Below are 18,242 nucleotides of genomic sequence, written 5' to 3'. Positions count from 1 at the left end.
ATTTTCTCCTTACATGCGGAACACGCCGAACTGAGTTGGTTCAATTGGCGCATTCAATGCAGCAGCCAAACTCAGACCTAAGACATGACGTGATTCTGCTGGATCAATCACGCCGTCATCCCATAAACGTGCAGATGCATAATAAGGATGTCCTTGCTTTTCAAATTGATCACGATAAGGTTGTTTGAATTGATCTTCTTCTTCAGCTGACCAAGTTTCACCACGTTGCTCAATCTGATCACGCTTAATCGTGGAGAGAACACTAGCAGCTTGTTCACCGCCCATCACGGAAATACGTGAATTCGGCCAAGTCCATAAGAAGCGAGGAGAATATGCTCGACCGCACATTCCATAGTTGCCTGCACCAAAAGAACCACCGACCACCAAGGTGATTTTAGGGACATTTGCGGTCGCTACTGCCATGACCAATTTGGCTCCATTTTTGGCAATACCTTCATTTTCATATTGGCGACCGACCATGAAACCGGTGATGTTTTGGATAAAGAGCAGTGGGATATTGCGTTGCGTACAAAGTTCAATGAAATGCGCACCTTTCTGAGCAGACTCTGAAAATAAAATTCCGTTATTGGCAATAATTCCGACCTTCATGCCGTAGATAGATGCAAAACCTGTAATTAAGGTTGTACCAAAACGAGCTTTAAATTCATCAAGTCTTGAACCATCCACGATACGTGCAATCACTTCACGTATGTCAAAGGGTTTGCGTGAGTCACTCGGAATGACACCATAGAGTTCTTCAGCACTATAAAGCGGTTCTTCAATTTCTGTCTTAAATGCTTTCGGTTCGATATTTAGGTTTTGCACAATATTGCGTGCAATTTGAATCGCATGTTCATCACTTTCTGCAAGATGATCTGCGACACCAGATAAACGGGTATGAACATCGCCGCCACCAAGGTCTTCAGCAGTCACCACTTCACCTGTTGCAGCTTTTACCAAAGGTGGACCACCGAGAAAAATCGTACCTTGATTGCGGACAATAATCGTTTCATCGGACATGGCAGGGACATATGCGCCACCCGCAGTACAACTGCCCATAACCACGGCTATTTGTGCAATACCTTTACTCGACATGCGTGCTTGGTTGTAAAAAATTCGTCCAAAATGATCGCGATCAGGGAATACTTCATCCTGCATTGGCAGAAATGCACCGCCTGAGTCGACCATATAAATACAAGGAAGATGATTTTGTTCAGCAATTTCTTGCGCACGTAAATGTTTTTTTACAGTTAAGGGATAATATGTACCTCCTTTAACCGTTGCATCATTGGCAACGATCATGCAAGTCACACCATGCACTTGACCAATACCTGCAACCACACCTGCGGCTGGTACATCGTCAGCATAAACTTGATAAGCAGCGAGTTGACCAATTTCAAGAAAGGCAGTTCCTGCATCAATGAGTTGATCAATGCGCTCACGCGGTAGTAGTTTTCCACGTGCTAAATGCTTCTGACGTGCTTTTTCTCCACCACCTAAGGCAATGGTTTGAGCTTGTTTTTTTAAGTCTGCGACCAATTCAAGCATTGCAGCTTGATTGATTTTAAACTCTTCACTACGTGGATTGATTTTGCTTTTAATTTCGTTCATCAATAACTTCCTTGTATTAACTTGAATTATTTGGTTTCGTTGAATAACTCACGACCAATTAACATGCGTCGAATTTCAGAAGTTCCTGCACCGATTTCATAGAGTTTGGCATCACGCCACAATCTACCGGTGCTGTAATCATTGATATAACCATTACCACCCAATGTTTGAATTGCTTCACCAGCCATCCATGTTGCTTTTTCAGCTGAGTAGAGAATGGCACTTGCTGCATCTTTACGTAAACCACGATCATGATCAGCTTTGTCACACGCTGCACCCACGGCATAAACCAAAGCCTTGCTTGCCAACCATGTAGAATACATATCCGCAATTTTGCCTTGCATGAGTTGGAATTCACCTAAACATTGACCGAATTGCTTACGTTCATGAATGTATGGGATGACCACATCTAAACACGCATCCATAATGCCCAGTGGACCTCCACTCAGCACAGCGCGTTCGTAATCCAATCCACTCATCAGGACTTTGGTGCCGTTACCTACACCACCCATGACGTTTTCTTTAGGCACTTTGACATTGTCAAAGAACAGGGGATAAGTATTTGAACCACGCATTCCGAGTTTGTCTAAGTGACTCCCATGACTAAAGCCTTCCATGCCTTTTTCAATAATGAAAGCAGTCATGCCTTTGGCACCAGCATTGATGTCAGTTTTGGCGTAAACCACCAGCACGTCAGCATCTCCACCATTGGTAATCCACATTTTTGAGCCATTAAGTACAAAGTGATCACCATGCTCTTCAGCACGTAATTTCATACTGACGACATCTGAACCCGCATTTGGTTCAGACATTGCCAAAGCACCGACATATTCGCCAGAAATTAATTTAGGAAGATATTTTTGTTTTTGTTCTTCGCTACCATTACGGTTAATTTGATTCACACAAAGATTTGAATGAGCTCCATATGAAAGTCCAATGGATGCAGATGCTCGTGAAATTTCCTGCATGACAATGATATGAGCCAAATAACCCAGATTGACACCACCGTATTCTTCACTCACGGTAAGTCCAAGTAACCCCATATCACCAAATTTTTTCCATAAATGAGCTGGAAATAAGTTGTCTTGATCAACTTGTTGAGCAATAGGTGCGATTTCCTTTGCACAGAATGCAGCTACAGAATCACGTAAAGCGATTAGTGTTTCGTCTAGTCCAAAGTCGATACTCTGTAAATTCATTTTCATTCATCCTAAAATTTAATTTTTATTTCCAGTGAAGCATTTTGTCCTTGCTTGAGAAATACAATACAGTTATTTTTTAAAAAAGTGAATATAAATTCAGAAAATGATTTATAATTCATTTTAGTTGATTGGGTGAACAATTATGAGTTATAAAAGATCCACTTTGATGCAAGAGCGTATGGAGCAAAATCGTCAATCGATATTGCAATCCGCGCGCGAACTTATTGCGGGTGGTGGTTTTAAAGATGCGCAAGTGCAAGCGATTGCAGATAAATCTGGTGTCTCGAGTGGTTTGGTCTATCGCTATTTTGAGAGCAAAAATCAGATTTTGATTGAAGTGCTTTCACAGGCCATCAAAGGAGAGGTCGATATTCTGAATCAGATTGCAAAAACTGATTGGACTTCGACTGAGAAGTTGACAAAGGCCGTCACTGCTTTCGTAAAACGTGCTCTGAATAGCCCTCAACTTGCATATTCACTCATGTTTGAGCCCGTAGACCCAACAATTGAGCATGAACGTTTTAGAAGTAAGCAACTGATAAAACAATCCATAAAGGAGATTCTTGCCGAAGGAAAGGTCAATGGTGAGTTCGAATTTGAAGATTTAAATACAGCTGCATTATGCGTGGTTGGTGCGATGACATTCGTTGTGATTGAACCCCTAAATCCATCGCGTAATGTGATGTTTGACGACGGTTATAAAGGTTATTTCGTTAAGCAAATTGCAGACTTTTGTGTCAATGCAGTTAAGGCAAAGGAGGAAAATTAAATTAATTCACACAAAAGGATGTCGTGTCTAAACGAGTAATCGCGTAATTAATAACGAAATATTGGATTGATATAAGAAAATAGAATCAAGGAGTATGATTCAATGACGCAATTACGACTCAGCTATGCCTATGGCACCAGTGAGCAACCCTTATTGGGTATGACCATAGGCCATAAATTTGATCAAGCATGTCTACAATATGCCGATCAGGATGCTGTGGTCAGTGTGCATCAAAATGTACGTTTGACCTATCAGCAGTTACAAGAGAATGTAAATGCTTTTGCATGTAGTTTATTAAAAATCGGTTTAGAAAAGGGAGATCGTCTAGCGATTTGGTCCCCTAATTGTGTGGAATGGACGATCGCACAATTTGCAGCCTTTAAGGCTGGAATTATTTTGGTCAACTTAAACCCTGCGTATAAAAGTTACGAGCTAGAATACGTACTCAATCGAGTGTCATGCAAAGGTTTGATCATTGCATCGACCTTTAAGACGACCAATTATCAAGAAATTTTGACGCAAATCGCACCGGAGATTTTGCATACGACCAATGGCGTTTTAAATGCTGAAAAATTGCCTCATTTAAAGTATTTGATCAAAATAGATGATCAACAACATACTGGGTTTTATCGCTTTAGTGATTTATTGGTTGAACCGACTTCAGAGCAGTTAGATCAACTTAATGAGATAGCATCTGGTCTTCAATTCGATGAAACCATCAATATCCAGTTTACCTCCGGAACGACAGGTAGCCCCAAAGGGACCATGCTGACACACAATAATATTCTGAATAACGGGTATTTTGTGGGAGAGGCAATCAAACTGACTTCTCAAGATCGAGTTTGTATTTCTGTACCGTTATTTCATTGCTTTGGTATGGTGATGGGTAATCTCGCCTGTATTACACATGGATCAACCATGATCTATCCATCAGCTGTATTTAATCCTCTTGATAGTCTTAAAGCGATTGAACAAGAGAAATGTACCGCGGCTTATGGTGTGCCTACCATGTTTATTGCCATGCTTGATCATGAGCAATTTGACGAATTTGATTTGACTACATTACGTACAGGCATCATGGCTGGCAGTCCATGTCCAAAAGAAATCATGAAACGCGTCATTGAGCGTATGCATATGCGAGATATCACGATTTGTTATGGCATGACTGAAACAGCGCCAGTAAGCGCACAAAGTTCGATCACAGATTCGCTAGAACAACGAGTGAGCACTGTTGGTCGAGTTCATCCACATATCGAAATTAAAATAGTCGATGAACACGGTAAAGTAGTGCCTCGTGGCAAACTCGGAGAGTTATGTGTACGTGGATACTCAGTCATGCTGGGTTATTGGGATGAAGAAGAAAAAACCCGAGAAGTCGTAGATGTCGCAAAATGGATGCATACGGGTGATATCGCTGAAATGGATGATGAAGGCTTTATCAAAATCAAAGGTCGCATTAAAGATGTTGTGATTCGGGGGGGTGAGAATTTATTCCCTAAAGAGATTGAAGACTTCTTATATAAACATCCGGCTGTTAGCGATGTTCAAGTGATTGGACTTCCTGACCCCAAATATGGCGAAGAATTATGTGCTTGTATTATTTTGCATGAAGGACATGAATGTTCTGAACAAGTGATCAAAGATTACTGCAAAGCTAATATCTCACATAATAAAGTGCCACGATATGTACATTTCCTTAAAGAGTTCCCAATGACTGCTTCTGGTAAGGCTCAGAAGTTTAAACTCCAAGAATATATGCGTGAGCAACTCAATATTTTTGATGAGAGTGCTTAATCGTCATTGAGTGATATTTTTAACTTTAAGCAGAAAATAACAAAGCCGAACTTAGTTCACTCAGTTCGGCTTAATTTTAAAAATAGTCGAAGAGTGATATGGCAAAGAATTTTGATCACCCAAAAATCGTAGAAAATTACGATGAGCATATCAGACAGCTGATACCAGGATATGAACTCATGCATCTACATATATTAGCGCTGCTTGAAACTCATCTCAAAGAAGAGGCTAAAATTGCCATTGTCGGGTGTGGAACTGGATATGAACTGAATTATTTATTAGATCATTTTCCAAAGGCGGAGTTTGTTGTGTTTGATCCATCGGCAGCGATGCTTGAAAAAACAAAACAGATCGTTCAGTTTAAGCAGCAAATGCACCGAGTCACAATTCTGCAAGGTGACACGACGGTGCTCCAGAAATATCCTGAAAATTTTGATGCAGTATTGAGTATTTTGGTTTTTCATTTTATTTCGCATGCGTGCAAAAAGAGTTTTTTAGGTGATATTTACCATGCTTTGAAACACGATGGCATGGTTCTGAGTTTCGATCTGATGCAATTCGAAGAACCAAATGATCAGTTGGTATTAAAAAATTTGGTGACAAAAATAGGATTAAGTGAAAAACAAAGTCAGGTCATGTTGGAGAGAATACATGATGACTTTAATTTAATGACGGTGAAAGAGATGAAGAATCTATACCTTCAGGCTGGGTATCAAAATTTAAGAACTTTTTGTCAAATGTCTAATTTTTATGGATTAAAAGCAGTAAAGTGATAATTTCATATTTAGAATAACCTATTCATTTTATCTTATATGAAAATCTTACAAATGGTTATATATCTAAAATGAAAAAGGATTATGATAAAAGTATTGTTTTATGAATATAAGGGTTGTTCATGACCACAGAGACTCAATTTCCACAAACTTCTAATCGTGGAATCGCGGTATACAGTAATAACGCTGAAGCGATTGGTAATACACCGCTTATTCGCATTAATCGTGTGATACAGGGTGGGGCTACAGTTCTTGCTAAAGTGGAAGCACGTAACCCAGCATTTTCAGTAAAATGCCGTGTTGGTGCAGCTTTGATTGCAGATGCAGAACAACGTGGTGTGCTTAAAGCAGGCATGCATATTGTTGAACCGACGAGTGGTAATACCGGAATTGCGCTCGCTTTTGTTGCTGCTGCTAAAGGTTATGACATCACATTGACCATGCCTGCGAGTATGAGTATCGAGCGCCGTAAAGTACTCAAAGCATTAGGTGCTCATTTAGTATTAACCGATCCTGCTAAAGGGATGAATGGTGCTGTTCAAGAAGCTGAACGTTTAGTTGCTGAGAACCCAGAGCTTTATTATTTACCTCAGCAATTTGAAAACCCAGCAAATCCTGCCATTCATGAAACTACAACTGGACCTGAAATTTTTGAAGCAACGGGTGGTAAGGTTGATATTTTAGTGGCTGGTGTAGGTACGGGAGGTACGATCTCTGGTATTTCGCGTTATTTTGAGAAAGTTAAAAATCAAGCCCTTTACTCAGTTGCAGTTGAACCAGCAGACTCACCAATTATTGGACAAGCGAAGCGTGGCGAAACACTGACTCCGGGACCACATAAAATCCAAGGCATTGGTGCAAACTTTATTCCTAAGAACCTAGATTTAGATTTGGTGGATGAAGTTATCGCGATTGAAAATCAAACTGCAATTGATTTTGCTCGTCAATCTGCAATCAAAGAAGGGATTTTTGTGGGGATTTCAAGTGGTGCAGCATTAGCGGCCGCTCATGAACTTGCTCAACGTCCTGAAAATGACGGTAAAACCATAGTGGTGATTTTACCTGATGCTGGAGAGCGCTATTTATCTTCAGTTTTATTTGAAGATATCTCAGCAGATTAAGAAGAAAATCAAAGCATTCTAAAAAAACGGTCTTCATGGCCGTTTTTTTTGTGATTTATTCGATTAAAACAATTTTTAACTCTTCTTAAGTTACCAATCATTTTAAATTTATTACATCACACAACTATTTTCACAGTTTTGAACGCGATATCTTTAAGCGAATTTTTTCTAATAAAAAAATGAATGAACGACTTTAATCATCCTATTTATATTATCGGCGCTGGTGTTGCAGGATTAAGTTGTGCTCAGCATTTAAAATCAGCAGGATTTAATGTTGTTGTTTTAGAAGCACGTGATCGTATAGGTGGGAGAATACATACACAAAACATTGATGGTCATTGTTTTGACCTTGGTGCATCATGGATACATGGTATTGATAATAATCCGATATGGAAAATTGCAGAGTCCAATCGGATAAGTACTCAAGTTTTTAATTATGATCAAGTGGATTATTTTCATGCCAATGGTCAGCCATTTACCGAACAAGAGAGCTTAGAATTTGAAAAATGCCTTCGTGATGTTCAGAAGGTTTTTCAAAATAAATCAAAAGAGCAGGATATCTCCGCTTTTGAGCAACTTGAGAATGTTTTAGGGAAGATACGTTTTCAACTTCATTATTTTGATCGAGACGTCATCATACAAAAAATTAAGCAGTATTACTCAAGGCTTGCCAATGATCCTTTTGCGACTGATTTAGAGCAATTAGCCCATAATTTTATGGATTTTGAAGGCTACTTCTCAGGCGATGAAGTGATATTTCCAAAAGGTTATGAACAGATTGTTAAAGTTGTGGCTGCTGATTTAGAGATTCATACGAATGCAAATATTGTTGAAATCGTTCATGACTCTCATCAAGTGCAGATAAAAACAGCATGTGGACAGCTTTACGTAGGTTCTCAAGTTGTGGTGACAGTTCCACTCGGTATTTTAAAGCAAGATAAAATTAAGTTTGAGCCGCCTTTGCCTAGTGGATTAGTCCAATCGATTCAAAAGCTGGGTTTTGGATCTTTCAATAAAATATTTATACAATTTTCAAAAGCTCTAGAATTTAATGGGAATGCACTTAAACACAATACGGCATTTTTTTGGGATGAGCGTGAGCTGTATAGTATTTTAGATTTTAGTCATTTATATAATAAACCGACTTATCTACTTTTCGTTGGAGGTACAAAGTCAGAATGGGTTGATCAAGCAACGGATCAACAGGTGCATGAATATATCAAGAAAATATTGAAGATTTGCATGCACTCCAATGAAATTCAGAACATCATAATTACCCGCTGGGGGAGTGATCCGTTTAGTTTAGGTTCATTTAGTTTTCCAAAAGTTGAACATACTAAAGATGATGTAGAGATCTTTAAAAAAGAGCATCCAGCGCAAGTATATTTTGCAGGTGAACATTGTCATACCGATTATGCAGGCACTGTGCATGGTGCATATCTGTCAGGTCGTGATACTGCTAATTTAATTATTCGTAATGGCTCAAATATAAAGCTGTAACTGATGTACAGTTACAGCTTTATTTGGTTAGTATGAGTGAGTTGAGAAATTAACCTGAACTCACATTAATACATGTCCATATTCTTCGCGAAGTTTTCTTTTTAGCATTTTTCCAGTGCCGCTAAGCGGTATGGCATCGACAAATATCACTTTATCTGGGGTTTGCCATTTAGCAATTTTATCAGCATAGTAATCAATGAGTTGTTGTTCAGTGATTTGGCTATTAGGATGTTTAACGGCGATTAAGACAGGTCTTTCATCCCATTTCGGATGTTGTGCTGCGATTACTGCAGCCATCGCAATTTCTGGGTGACCCATTGCGATATTTTCAAGCTCTACAGAAGAGATCCATTCTCCACCAGATTTAATCAAGTCTTTGGCACGATCACTAATATGCAGATAGCCATCAGCATCTATAGACGCAATATCTCCAGTATCAAACCATCCATCACTGGTCAATGGTGAGTCGGACTGACCAAAGTATTTGTCAACAATCCAATGTCCTTTGATTTGTAAATTACCAATAGTCTCACCATCATGTGGAACAAGATCGGTTCCTCTTTCTTCAGACACTAAACGAATCCTGACTCCAAACGGCGGGCGACCTTGGGAAAGACGTAGTTTTGCTTGTTGATCCTGAGAAAGTTGTTTATGTTTAGCTTTGAATTGATTGGCAGTGCCAAGTGGACTGGCTTCAGTCATCCCCCATGCATGAATGGTTTCACAATCATATACATCACGGAATGTGGCTAACATGCTTGGTGGGCAAGCCGAGCCACCAATCACATTACGTTTTAAAGAGGTCAGTGAACTGTTCATTGCTTTTGCAGCGACCAACAAGCTTTGCCAAATGGTAGGAACACCAAGTGCAACAGTCACTTCATATTGATCAATGAGTTTAACTAGACTCTCACCATCAAGACCCGGCCCTGGTAATATAATTGAAGCACCTACCATCGCTGCGGCATAAGGTGTTCCCCATGCATGAACGTGAAACATCGGAACTACTGGTAAAATAATGTCTTTGGCTGACAGATTGAGTGAGTCAGGTAAGCTGGCCGCTAAACTGTGAAGAACAGTTGAGCGATGAGAATAGAGAGCACCTTTAGGATTGCCTGTTGTTCCAGAGGTATAACATAGTGAACTAGCAGTGGTTTCATCAAATTCAGGCCATGTATATTCTGCAGTTTGACCCGCAATTAAGTCATCGTAGAACAAGACTTCGGGTAAGGCTTGACGAATCTTTTCATCAGGTGCATCTAAGCAGATGAAATGTTGCACCAGTGGAATATGTGCTTTTATTCCTGTAATCAAAGGTAGGAATGTTTTATCAAAAATAATCGCTTTATCTTGTGCATCATTAATAATGAAAATCAGTTGTTCTGGAAATAATCTTGGGTTAATGGTGTGACAGATTAAACCACTACCAGAAATAGCATACCAAGCCTCTAAATGACGATGATTGTTCCAAGCTAATGTTGCAATACAATCGCCGTGAATGAGTTTAAGTTCATTCAATGCCTTTGCACCACGTTTAGCATTATCCGATACATCGCCCCAATTGGTTTCGTAAAGTGTGCCATCGGTGTTTTTTGAAACGATCAGGGTGTCTTTATGAAATTCAGCAGCATGTTCTAGTAAACTGCTGATTAATAAAGGTTGAAACATCATACGTCCGTGCATGCAAAGCTCCTGCTATTGATCATTTAAGTTGTTATTTTGAGTTGATTATACTTATGTAAGGTGAGTGCTCACGATTAACGTAACACTCACTGATGACCTAGAAATACACTAAATTATGCAGTCAGTAAAGAACCAACTAATTTACGGATTGAAACCAAAGGTTTACGCTCTGGAATGATGACACCAGCAGTTTTAAGGTCTGACACGAGTTCTGCACGGAAGTCATTATAGTCAACTTCTGCTGCATGTCGTTGACCGCCTTCAAAGTTGTAATGTGGATGATCTAACTCATGCTGAATCGCTTTTTTCATATCAGCTGGACGTTTATATTTTCCTAAAATTTCCTGACATGCCAAATTGGCTTGATGATCTGAAATTGGCCAAATACAACCTAGTGGCTGGAATAAACCAATGAAATAAAGACTGTCATGTTCTGCATGCATCATTTTACGGTAAAGCGGTAATTTTTCAGCATGTTGGAAATCTATAAAATCTTTATCGAAGAAAGGGAAGACGGTCCAGAAACCAGTACAACAACAAATGATATCGAATTCTTGTTGAGTACCATCGACGAATTCTACAATTTTACCATTGAGACGCTTGATCGCTGGTTTTGGTTTGATTTTACCGTGACGCACATAGTCAATGAAGTCAGAGTTCGCCGTTGGATGTTGTGTCAGCATCGGTTTGTCATTTACAGGCAAGCCAAAATCTGCGTAATTTCCACTGAAGGCTTTTACCAATTTAGTTAGAATTTTTTGGCGCATTTTGGGCGGAAGTTTTTCCATTGACTTGACGAGTATGTCTGCGGGATGTCCAAACATAAATTTTGGAACAAACCATTGTGGGCTGCGCATTGATATATACACATCTTTTGAGACACGTGCTGATTCTACGGCAACATCACAACCTGAATTACCTGCACCAATGACTAAAATTTTCTTTCCTCGCCAGTCGTCATTAACACCTTTAAAATCATGTGAATGCATCCACTTATCAGTAAATTCACCTTCATACTCAGGGTATTTCGGTTTCCAATGGTGACCATTTGCAACCATTAAATAGTCATATATTTTCTGTTGTTCTTTACCTTGATCATTGGTGTAATCCACCACCCATTTTTTATTTTCATTTTTATGAATATGGTGAATGGTGTGATGAAATTTAATCTTGTCATATACACCAAAATGTTTGGCATAATTTTCAAAATACTGCTGCAAATGATCATGTCGTGGATAATCAGGATAACTGTCTGGCATTGGATAATCTTCATATTCAGACATTGTACGCGAGCTAATAATGTGTGTATTCTCATAGACTGAAGAATGACCAGTTTTAGAATTAAACACCCAATTCCCACCGACTTTGTCATTTTTCTCGAAGATATCGTATGCAATACCATTTTGTTGACAATTTTTAGCAGCCGTAATTCCTGACGGACCTGCACCAATGATACAGACTGTGTTCATATTCATATCCTTGAATGATGTTCTTTTTATTCATAACCAACTATAGTTGGTTTTATGACTATAATCGATTTATTTTTAAACAGCAAGACAGGGGATTTGTTTAAATGCTTTTTGATGAAATTAAGCTTCCTGTACAAAAAAGAAGTAAAGCAAGGTTAGAACTTGTATTAGAAACAACGAAGAAAATATTAGAAGAACAAGGCATCAATCACTGTACTATTCCCGAAATTGCAGCACAGTCCGATCTTCCTAAGATTACGATTTATCAATACTTTCCAACAGTTAATCATTTGTTCAGCATATTGGTGAAACGTTATTTGGATGAATTGCAGGCCTATGTTTTGTTTAAAAATGAGTGCTATCAAACTTGGTCAACACGTGATATTTGTTTTGATCTAATTTCTAAGGTGGCAGAGTTTTACAATTCAAATCCTGCTGCAAGTATTTTGATTTTGGGTGGGCCAGTACATGTTGATGGTTTTAATTTACAGGAAATCGTCATTGAGAAGATTGCTCATGATTTACAAGCGGTATTTGAGCAGAAAGTACATCCGCTGAAATTGAATAGAAAAGAGGAAGCGGTGTATTTGGTTGAAATGGTTTTTGCATTAATGAAACACAGCTACTATCAGCATCAACAAGTCACTGATGACATTCTAAAAGAATGCCATTTTATCAGTGAATTTTACTTAAGCAGTAAGGGATATAACTACCAACTTTGAAAGTTTATTTTAGTTTTTCCAAAAAATGTTGATGCACTGCGATGAGTTGATCAAAAACGGGCAAATGAAATAGATCGAAGTGACCGCAGACGAACTCACGATATTCACCTTGTTTTAATTTTTGTGCGAGTTTACGTGTTGCTTTGACAGGAATAAGTGAATCTAGTTCCGCACCTGACACAAAAACAGGGCATTGAATTTTATGAACGATCATTGTTGGTCGGTATAAACCAATGGTTGCAACGATTCGGGCTGGTACAGCATTTTTCCAATGCATCCCGTCTGGGATCAGTCGATAATATGCATCGTAGCAATCTTCACCCGCCAAAATGGCAAACCGATCTTTTGCAACTACAGGCATGGTTTTGACTCTACCTATTTTTGCTAGGGCTAAATCTTGTAATGCAATCATGGTTGCAGGCAATAAATATTTTTTCGGATACAGTGTCAAGCTCGCTAAACCATCAACGTGTGGAAAATTAGAGATCACTGCTTTAAAGGTGTGTTCACTTGCTAATGTTAGAACATGCGCACCACTGAACGAATACCCCCATAAAATGATATTTTTTTTCGGGATGGAGAATCGGGTTTGAATATAGTCGATAACGACTTTCCAATCCTGAAGTTGGCTATTTTTATCGACAAGATGCTGAACAGGACCACTGCTTAATCCAAAACCAGAATGATCAAATACGCATAGGTTATATCCCAATTCTGCATAAGCTTCAGCGAAAGAGTTTAAGCCACAGCTTTTTTCTCCACCTAAGCCATGAGCCATAATGATGATACTAGAATCTTTTGTGATCGGCTCGGGCATATATAAATCCGCTTGGATTTGATAGTTGCCATTCAGAATGAGTAATTCTTGAGTTTGCATCGTGGTTATCCTTAACACTTTTTTATTTTTAAAACCCAACTCAGGTTGGTTTAAGCATATCGTTATGCAGTATAAAAGTCTATTTGATGTCAAATCGTTCAGAAAATTTTAAGCCTGATTGATTTAAATACATTTTTATTCGATGAATTCGTATGAGTTTTTTCTATCGTAAGCAATGTATCGCCTTAATCTTGAGCTATTTCATTTTGGTCAATCTATTTCCAGTACATGGTGCAGTCGATATGAAATTGATTCAATTAGGCTTAAATTCAAAAGGAGTGTTCTATTTAAAAGATGCATTTTGGCCAAGTGTAGTCGGGCATGAATGGGTTAAATATGTGCTAATCGCGATGTACTGCAGTATGCTGATATATGCAGTCATGGTTGCTCATCCCAAATCGAGAAATCAACGTTTGGAAACCTCTAAAAATTACATCACAATTTTTGCAGTTGCTTTAATTTCAATTATTTTAATAGCGTTGTTCAAATCACAGTCGACCTTGATGTGTCCATGGGATGCAGTTCAACCTCAGGGAATGACAATTGTCTGGAGTCTCAGTAGTAAAGTTGGGCATTGTTTTCCTGGAGGTCATGCTTCTGCAGGTTTTGCATTATTGAGTGGGTATTTTGTGTTCAGGAGCAAAAAAAGCAAATTAGCTCAATTTTACTTATTGAGTGCAATTCTCTTGGGAATGCTTATGGGATGGACGCAAATGCTCAGAGGAGCGCATTTTTTTAGTCATAATCTTTGGACTGGTTGGCTGATTTGGATGTTCAATGTCGTAATATTTAGTCTAAAAGAAAAGTTTAAATTAGCCTAAGCAATTAATGTAGTTTAATTTCCATTCTCACCAATAAACCACCTAATTGAGGGCTGCGATCAAAGATAAGATTACCCCCCATACGTTCTACAGCTTTTTCAACAATTGATAAACCTAAACCACTACCAATTTCTTGATGTTGCTCAACTCGATAAAATCTTTTTTTAATACGTTCATAGAGATCTGCTGAAATTCCTGGGCCACTATCTTCGACTTGAATGATAGCTATATCATTCTCTTGAAATGTCGAAACATTAATGATGCCATTGGGAGGCGTGTATTTAATCGCATTCTCTATTAAGTTGGTTAATATTGAATCTATAGCAGATGAATAATTTATAATTTGAACGTGTTCATAACGTTCCATACCTAAATCGATTTCTTTGGCTAAGGCTAAATGAATCAATTGTTCAATAGATTGATAAGCACGTTCATCTAACCGAATACTCATTTTTTTCTCGTTATTGGCATTCAATGAATCTTGTTGAGCGAGATTTAAAAGCTGTCCGACCAAATGCTGAGTTCGGTGTAAACCATTATTCATTTTGATTAACGATTCGTGATGGGGGAGCTCTTTGAGTAAAATTTTAGTTTGAAGATTTAATGCTGTAATTGGTGTTCTTAATTCGTGAGCGGCGTCTGCAATAAATTGTTTTTGTTCTTGTTGGGCATCAGAGATCCTTTGAAATAATTGATTGATCGCTTGAATGCTGGGTACTAGCTCAATAGGGTACTGTTGAGGGTCAATTACGGTCAGCTCATTTGGTTTACGTGTACTTAATTCGGATTTAAATTGCTCAAATGGAGCAAAATTTCTTCTAATTATAAAACCTAAGCCATAAATCGCGAAGGGCATAATTATTAAATAAGGTAAAAACATGTTGATTGCGAGCTCTATGGCTAAAGCTTGTCGAACAGAGTCTTGTTGGCTCACTTGAACTTGAACAGTTTTCAATGGAATCACATAGGTATGCCATTTACCATAATGATTAGTGTGATGATAAAAACCTGACTTAGCGACTGGCTCAACCAACTGTTTAAACTTTTCATGTAAATGTGATTGTTGGTCATAGGCCCAAACATCTACAAATAAATCTTCTTCATGGTACTGTTTTAAATGTGAAAATTTACTCTTTACAGGATCTGGATTAAATTTTGCAACGCGCTCTGCCAGATTTTTCAGCTGAGCATCAAGTATTTCATTTGTTTCCTCTAAAGCTGTTCTATAGGCTGAAAAAACTAATATGCATCCCATTACCACACTAAAAATTGAGGTAAATACAACAAGTTGCTTTTGTAAAGAGTAGGGTTGTGTCATGTATCAATTCTTGTTTTATGGTGTAGGCTGACCTAGCCGATAACCTAATCCTCGCACATTACGAATAAAATTTTTACCTAATTTTGAGCGTATGCGATGAATATAGACTTCAATGGTATTACTGCTGATTTCATTTTCAATATCATATAGTTTTTCTTCAAGATTAGACTTCGAAAAAATCTTATTTGGATAAGTTAAGAGTGGAATTAATAAAGCCCACTCACGGTTTGAAAACTCAACCGTCTGATTTTCAAAACTCGCGATATGTTGTTCAAGATCTAACCTGAGTCCGCCAAATTCTAAAATTTGTTTTATCTGAGATGTATTTTGTTGAGATGCACGTCTGAGTATGGCGTGAATACGCGCTAATAACTCCTCAAACTCGTATGGTTTTACTAGATAATCATCAGCACCTTGATTTAATCCATCGATACGGTGCTGAAGTTGATCTCTTGCTGAAATAATGAGTACAGGAATTGAAGGAAATAGTGATCGAAGATGTTTGAGTACTTGCATGCCATCCATCATAGGTAATCCAAGATCGAGCAGCACTAAATCAAATGCTTGTTGATTTAATTGTTTTAAGCCATCGATGCCATTATTGACCCAGACTACTTCAAATGATTGATATTGGAGCAACTTTTGAGATGACTCTGCAATCATAAAGTCATCTTCAATCATCAGGATTTTATTCATATTAGGCTCTGTTCTGTAATTGAGGTTTGCATTGTTGGCTGAGGTCTAATGCGGGTTGTAATGTTGTAGTATGAATATTCAATAAACTTAGCATGGTGTGAAAGACATTGTCTTGGCTAAGTGCATTATTCTTCTGAGATTTAATGCATCGTACAGTTGACGCTTCATGTTTTCGCCATGCTGTTGAAAACCACATGATCATCGGCACATGAGTTTGTTGTGATGGTGCAATTTGATAAGGCGCGCCGTGTAAATACATTCCATGTTCACCCGTGGATTCACCATGATCTGATAAATACCATAAAGCGGATTGAAATTGAGTTTGTTTGTTTAATAAATTGATTGTCGAAGCGAGAATATGGTCTGTATATACAATTGAATTATCATACGTATTGATCAGAGCTTGTTGACTACATCCCTGAATTGCGCTGGTGTTACAGGTCGGCTGAAAGGGTGTGTATTGATGAGTGGACCGTTTATAGTAAGCTGGGCCGTGACTTCCCATTTGATGGAGTACGATAAGTCTTGGAGTTTTATCATTTTTGGGAATGGCTTGAATATAGGCATTAAGACTAGCAATCAATATTTCATCTTTACATTCACCCTTAGAATCGCACCATTGCTTACGAATAGATTCGGGAATTTCATAACGCTCAACCCGATTACAAACTTCTTTGCATCCTGAATTGTTATTGATCCACGTTACTTTGTAGCCCGCACGTTGAATAATATCGAGTAAGTTCTCCCGTTGTCTTGCGACTTTTTCTGTATATGCTTGTCGAGTCATACCAGAAAATAAACAAGGTACTGATACCGCCGTTGCAGTACCACAGGAACTGACGTTACGAAAATTAATTATATTTAATTTGCTTAATTCTGGATTTGTAGCTCGATCATATCCATTCAACTGAAAACTTTCTGCACGTGCTGTTTCTCCTATCACTAAAACCATCAGTTTTGGAGTTTGATGGGTCGCAGTTTGAATAAATTGGTGTGCATCACGTCCGTAGGGGTGAATAGTCGTATTTTTGGGGGGTTGAAGATGTTTATAATAACTGAAGGACGCTGTAACGACATTTTGAGGACTGATCATCCCTTTCAACTCTCTGTTTTCTCTAAAAATAGCTGCATAGTCAACATAATATAAATAAGCACAACCAAACACTAAAACTAAACTGATCGCAGTGTATAAAATTTTCCTGCAAAGAGTATGAAAAAACGTTGATTTTTTGATATTTACCCAATAAATAAAAAAAAGAGGTACTAAAATAAAAAATACGATCCAAACAAATAATCTTATATTTATCAGATCAAGTGCTTCCGTCGTATTGGTTTGCATCATATTTTGAATTTGATCAGCATTAATAATAATGCCTAAACTACTTACAAAATATGCAGACATACCGCCTAATAAAATCCAGATACTTGCAAATATCTTTACGTTCAATCTCCAATGAATAAGATTGAAAATAAAAAAATAAGCGGCTGTGATTAAGACAGATGAACCTATTAAAAAAAGAATTGCTGGATAACCTTGATAAGGTGTGAGTGAAGTAAGTTGTTTGTAGAAAGCAATATTTAAACCAATGCCAACCCATATTGAGAGTACTAAATTGAATAGTGCTAGGCTTATCGTTGGTTTTTTCCATTGCTGAATGATAGATGTGTAGCGCATACGATGAGTTCTAATATTTAACTACGCTGAGATTAGGTTTTATTTCTTAAAATTTACTGAATAAATGATTGAAGTCTAGGGCATAAAAAAAGCCAGACTGGTGGAGCAATCTGGCAAAGCGTCAAGATGAGTCACCCGTGACAGGTGATGTTTCCTGAGTTTAGGCTTGAGTTGTTCTGAACTTAAGCCTGAATAAATTTAGCCACAGTTT

At 38.2% G+C, this 18,242-nt stretch carries 15 protein-coding genes; 7 read left to right on the top strand and 8 right to left on the bottom strand.

All coding sequences use genetic code 11. The annotated features are described in order from the left end of the window. Positions 1–9: 9 nt before the first annotated feature. On the bottom strand, positions 10–1,611 hold the full coding sequence (locus FTV17_RS11735; RefSeq protein WP_092768407.1) for a carboxyl transferase domain-containing protein: 1,602 nt from the start codon (positions 1,609–1,611) through the stop codon (positions 10–12). A gap of 26 nt (positions 1,612–1,637) precedes the next feature. Next, positions 1,638–2,810, bottom strand: coding sequence for an isovaleryl-CoA dehydrogenase (locus FTV17_RS11730; protein WP_179999758.1), 1,173 nt, complete (start codon positions 2,808–2,810; stop codon positions 1,638–1,640). Positions 2,811–2,955: 145 nt separating this feature from the next. On the opposite strand from FTV17_RS11730, the gene FTV17_RS11725 reads away from it, so the two are divergent. The 5 genes from FTV17_RS11725 (at position 2,956) to FTV17_RS11705 (ending at position 8,770) form a co-directional block, all read left to right on the top strand. Continuing rightward, a complete protein-coding gene (locus FTV17_RS11725; protein WP_179999756.1) occupies positions 2,956–3,582 on the top strand; it encodes a TetR/AcrR family transcriptional regulator in 627 nt (208 codons plus the stop codon). A 102-nt stretch (positions 3,583–3,684) separates the two neighbouring features. Continuing rightward, the gene (locus tag FTV17_RS11720; RefSeq protein WP_179999754.1) at positions 3,685–5,376 is read left to right on the top strand and encodes an AMP-binding protein; all 1,692 of its coding nucleotides are present in this window, start codon (positions 3,685–3,687) and stop codon (positions 5,374–5,376) included. Positions 5,377–5,474: 98 nt separating this feature from the next. Then, positions 5,475–6,149, top strand: a complete 675-nt coding sequence (locus FTV17_RS11715) for a class I SAM-dependent methyltransferase (protein ID WP_179999752.1) — start codon at positions 5,475–5,477, stop codon at positions 6,147–6,149. 122 nt (positions 6,150–6,271) lie between these two features. Continuing rightward, a complete protein-coding gene (gene cysK, locus FTV17_RS11710; RefSeq protein WP_179999750.1) occupies positions 6,272–7,270 on the top strand; it encodes a cysteine synthase A in 999 nt (332 codons plus the stop codon). Positions 7,271–7,453: 183 nt separating this feature from the next. Next, complete coding sequence (locus FTV17_RS11705; protein WP_179999748.1) at positions 7,454–8,770, top strand: NAD(P)/FAD-dependent oxidoreductase; 1,317 nt, start codon at positions 7,454–7,456, stop codon at positions 8,768–8,770. 60 nt (positions 8,771–8,830) lie between these two features. On the opposite strand, the gene FTV17_RS11700 is transcribed toward FTV17_RS11705, so the two are convergent. Beyond that, positions 8,831–10,453 carry a long-chain-fatty-acid--CoA ligase gene (locus FTV17_RS11700; protein ID WP_179999746.1) on the bottom strand — a complete coding sequence of 541 codons (1,623 nt, stop codon included), beginning with the start codon at positions 10,451–10,453 and terminating at the stop codon, positions 8,831–8,833. A 113-nt stretch (positions 10,454–10,566) separates the two neighbouring features. After that, entirely contained in the window at positions 10,567–11,922 is a 1,356-nt protein-coding gene (locus FTV17_RS11695; RefSeq protein WP_218945374.1) for an NAD(P)/FAD-dependent oxidoreductase, read from the bottom strand. A 104-nt stretch (positions 11,923–12,026) separates the two neighbouring features. Between FTV17_RS11695 and FTV17_RS11690 the strand changes: the two genes are divergently transcribed. Beyond that, positions 12,027–12,644 carry a TetR/AcrR family transcriptional regulator gene (locus FTV17_RS11690; protein ID WP_035270045.1) on the top strand — a complete coding sequence of 206 codons (618 nt, stop codon included), beginning with the start codon at positions 12,027–12,029 and terminating at the stop codon, positions 12,642–12,644. A gap of 4 nt (positions 12,645–12,648) precedes the next feature. Here FTV17_RS11690 and FTV17_RS11685 read toward each other — a convergent pair whose 3' ends face one another. Further along, the gene (locus FTV17_RS11685) at positions 12,649–13,521 is read right to left on the bottom strand and encodes an alpha/beta hydrolase (protein ID WP_179999742.1); all 873 of its coding nucleotides are present in this window, start codon (positions 13,519–13,521) and stop codon (positions 12,649–12,651) included. 152 nt (positions 13,522–13,673) lie between these two features. On the opposite strand from FTV17_RS11685, the gene FTV17_RS11680 reads away from it, so the two are divergent. Continuing rightward, positions 13,674–14,342: a phosphatase PAP2 family protein gene (locus tag FTV17_RS11680; RefSeq protein WP_179999740.1), complete on the top strand. Its 669-nt coding sequence runs from the start codon at positions 13,674–13,676 to the stop codon at positions 14,340–14,342. A gap of 4 nt (positions 14,343–14,346) precedes the next feature. On the opposite strand, the gene FTV17_RS11675 is transcribed toward FTV17_RS11680, so the two are convergent. Genes FTV17_RS11675 through FTV17_RS11665 form a run of 3 tightly spaced genes read right to left on the bottom strand, consistent with a single transcriptional unit; the run spans position 14,347 to position 18,031 of the window. Beyond that, entirely contained in the window at positions 14,347–15,660 is a 1,314-nt protein-coding gene (locus tag FTV17_RS11675; RefSeq protein ID WP_179999738.1) for an ATP-binding protein, read from the bottom strand. A gap of 15 nt (positions 15,661–15,675) precedes the next feature. Beyond that, a complete protein-coding gene (locus tag FTV17_RS11670) occupies positions 15,676–16,356 on the bottom strand; it encodes a response regulator transcription factor (protein WP_179999736.1) in 681 nt (226 codons plus the stop codon). A gap of 1 nt (position 16,357) precedes the next feature. Then, a complete protein-coding gene (locus tag FTV17_RS11665; RefSeq protein ID WP_179999735.1) occupies positions 16,358–18,031 on the bottom strand; it encodes a phosphoethanolamine transferase in 1,674 nt (557 codons plus the stop codon). Positions 18,032–18,242: the final 211 nt, after the last annotated feature.

This window comes from Acinetobacter sp. YH12239 (genome assembly GCF_013417635.1).
In the GTDB taxonomy this organism is placed as follows: Bacteria; Pseudomonadota; Gammaproteobacteria; order Pseudomonadales; family Moraxellaceae; genus Acinetobacter.
The sequence above is the reverse complement of the archived record's forward strand: the minus strand, read 5'-3'. Positions and strand labels throughout refer to the sequence as shown.

What these genes read in the sequence shown, in the direction of transcription:
- FTV17_RS11720 (WP_179999754.1), top strand. Translation starts at nt 3,685, where the DNA reads ATGACGCAATTACGACTCAGCTATGCCTATGGCACCAGTGAGCAACCC.
- FTV17_RS11725 (WP_179999756.1), top strand. Translation starts at nt 2,956, where the DNA reads ATGAGTTATAAAAGATCCACTTTGATGCAAGAGCGTATGGAGCAAAAT.
- FTV17_RS11685 (WP_179999742.1), bottom strand. Translation starts at nt 13,521, where the DNA reads ATGCAAACTCAAGAATTACTCATTCTGAATGGCAACTATCAAATCCAA.
- FTV17_RS11665 (WP_179999735.1), bottom strand. Translation starts at nt 18,031, where the DNA reads ATGCGCTACACATCTATCATTCAGCAATGGAAAAAACCAACGATAAGC.
- cysK (WP_179999750.1), top strand. Translation starts at nt 6,272, where the DNA reads ATGACCACAGAGACTCAATTTCCACAAACTTCTAATCGTGGAATCGCG.
- FTV17_RS11735 (WP_092768407.1), bottom strand. Translation starts at nt 1,611, where the DNA reads ATGAACGAAATTAAAAGCAAAATCAATCCACGTAGTGAAGAGTTTAAA.
- FTV17_RS11670 (WP_179999736.1), bottom strand. Translation starts at nt 16,356, where the DNA reads ATGAATAAAATCCTGATGATTGAAGATGACTTTATGATTGCAGAGTCA.
- FTV17_RS11700 (WP_179999746.1), bottom strand. Translation starts at nt 10,453, where the DNA reads ATGCACGGACGTATGATGTTTCAACCTTTATTAATCAGCAGTTTACTA.
- FTV17_RS11695 (WP_218945374.1), bottom strand. Translation starts at nt 11,922, where the DNA reads ATGAACACAGTCTGTATCATTGGTGCAGGTCCGTCAGGAATTACGGCT.
- FTV17_RS11675 (WP_179999738.1), bottom strand. Translation starts at nt 15,660, where the DNA reads ATGACACAACCCTACTCTTTACAAAAGCAACTTGTTGTATTTACCTCA.
- FTV17_RS11730 (WP_179999758.1), bottom strand. Translation starts at nt 2,810, where the DNA reads ATGAATTTACAGAGTATCGACTTTGGACTAGACGAAACACTAATCGCT.
- FTV17_RS11705 (WP_179999748.1), top strand. Translation starts at nt 7,454, where the DNA reads ATGAACGACTTTAATCATCCTATTTATATTATCGGCGCTGGTGTTGCA.
- FTV17_RS11690 (WP_035270045.1), top strand. Translation starts at nt 12,027, where the DNA reads ATGCTTTTTGATGAAATTAAGCTTCCTGTACAAAAAAGAAGTAAAGCA.
- FTV17_RS11680 (WP_179999740.1), top strand. Translation starts at nt 13,674, where the DNA reads ATGAGTTTTTTCTATCGTAAGCAATGTATCGCCTTAATCTTGAGCTAT.
- FTV17_RS11715 (WP_179999752.1), top strand. Translation starts at nt 5,475, where the DNA reads ATGGCAAAGAATTTTGATCACCCAAAAATCGTAGAAAATTACGATGAG.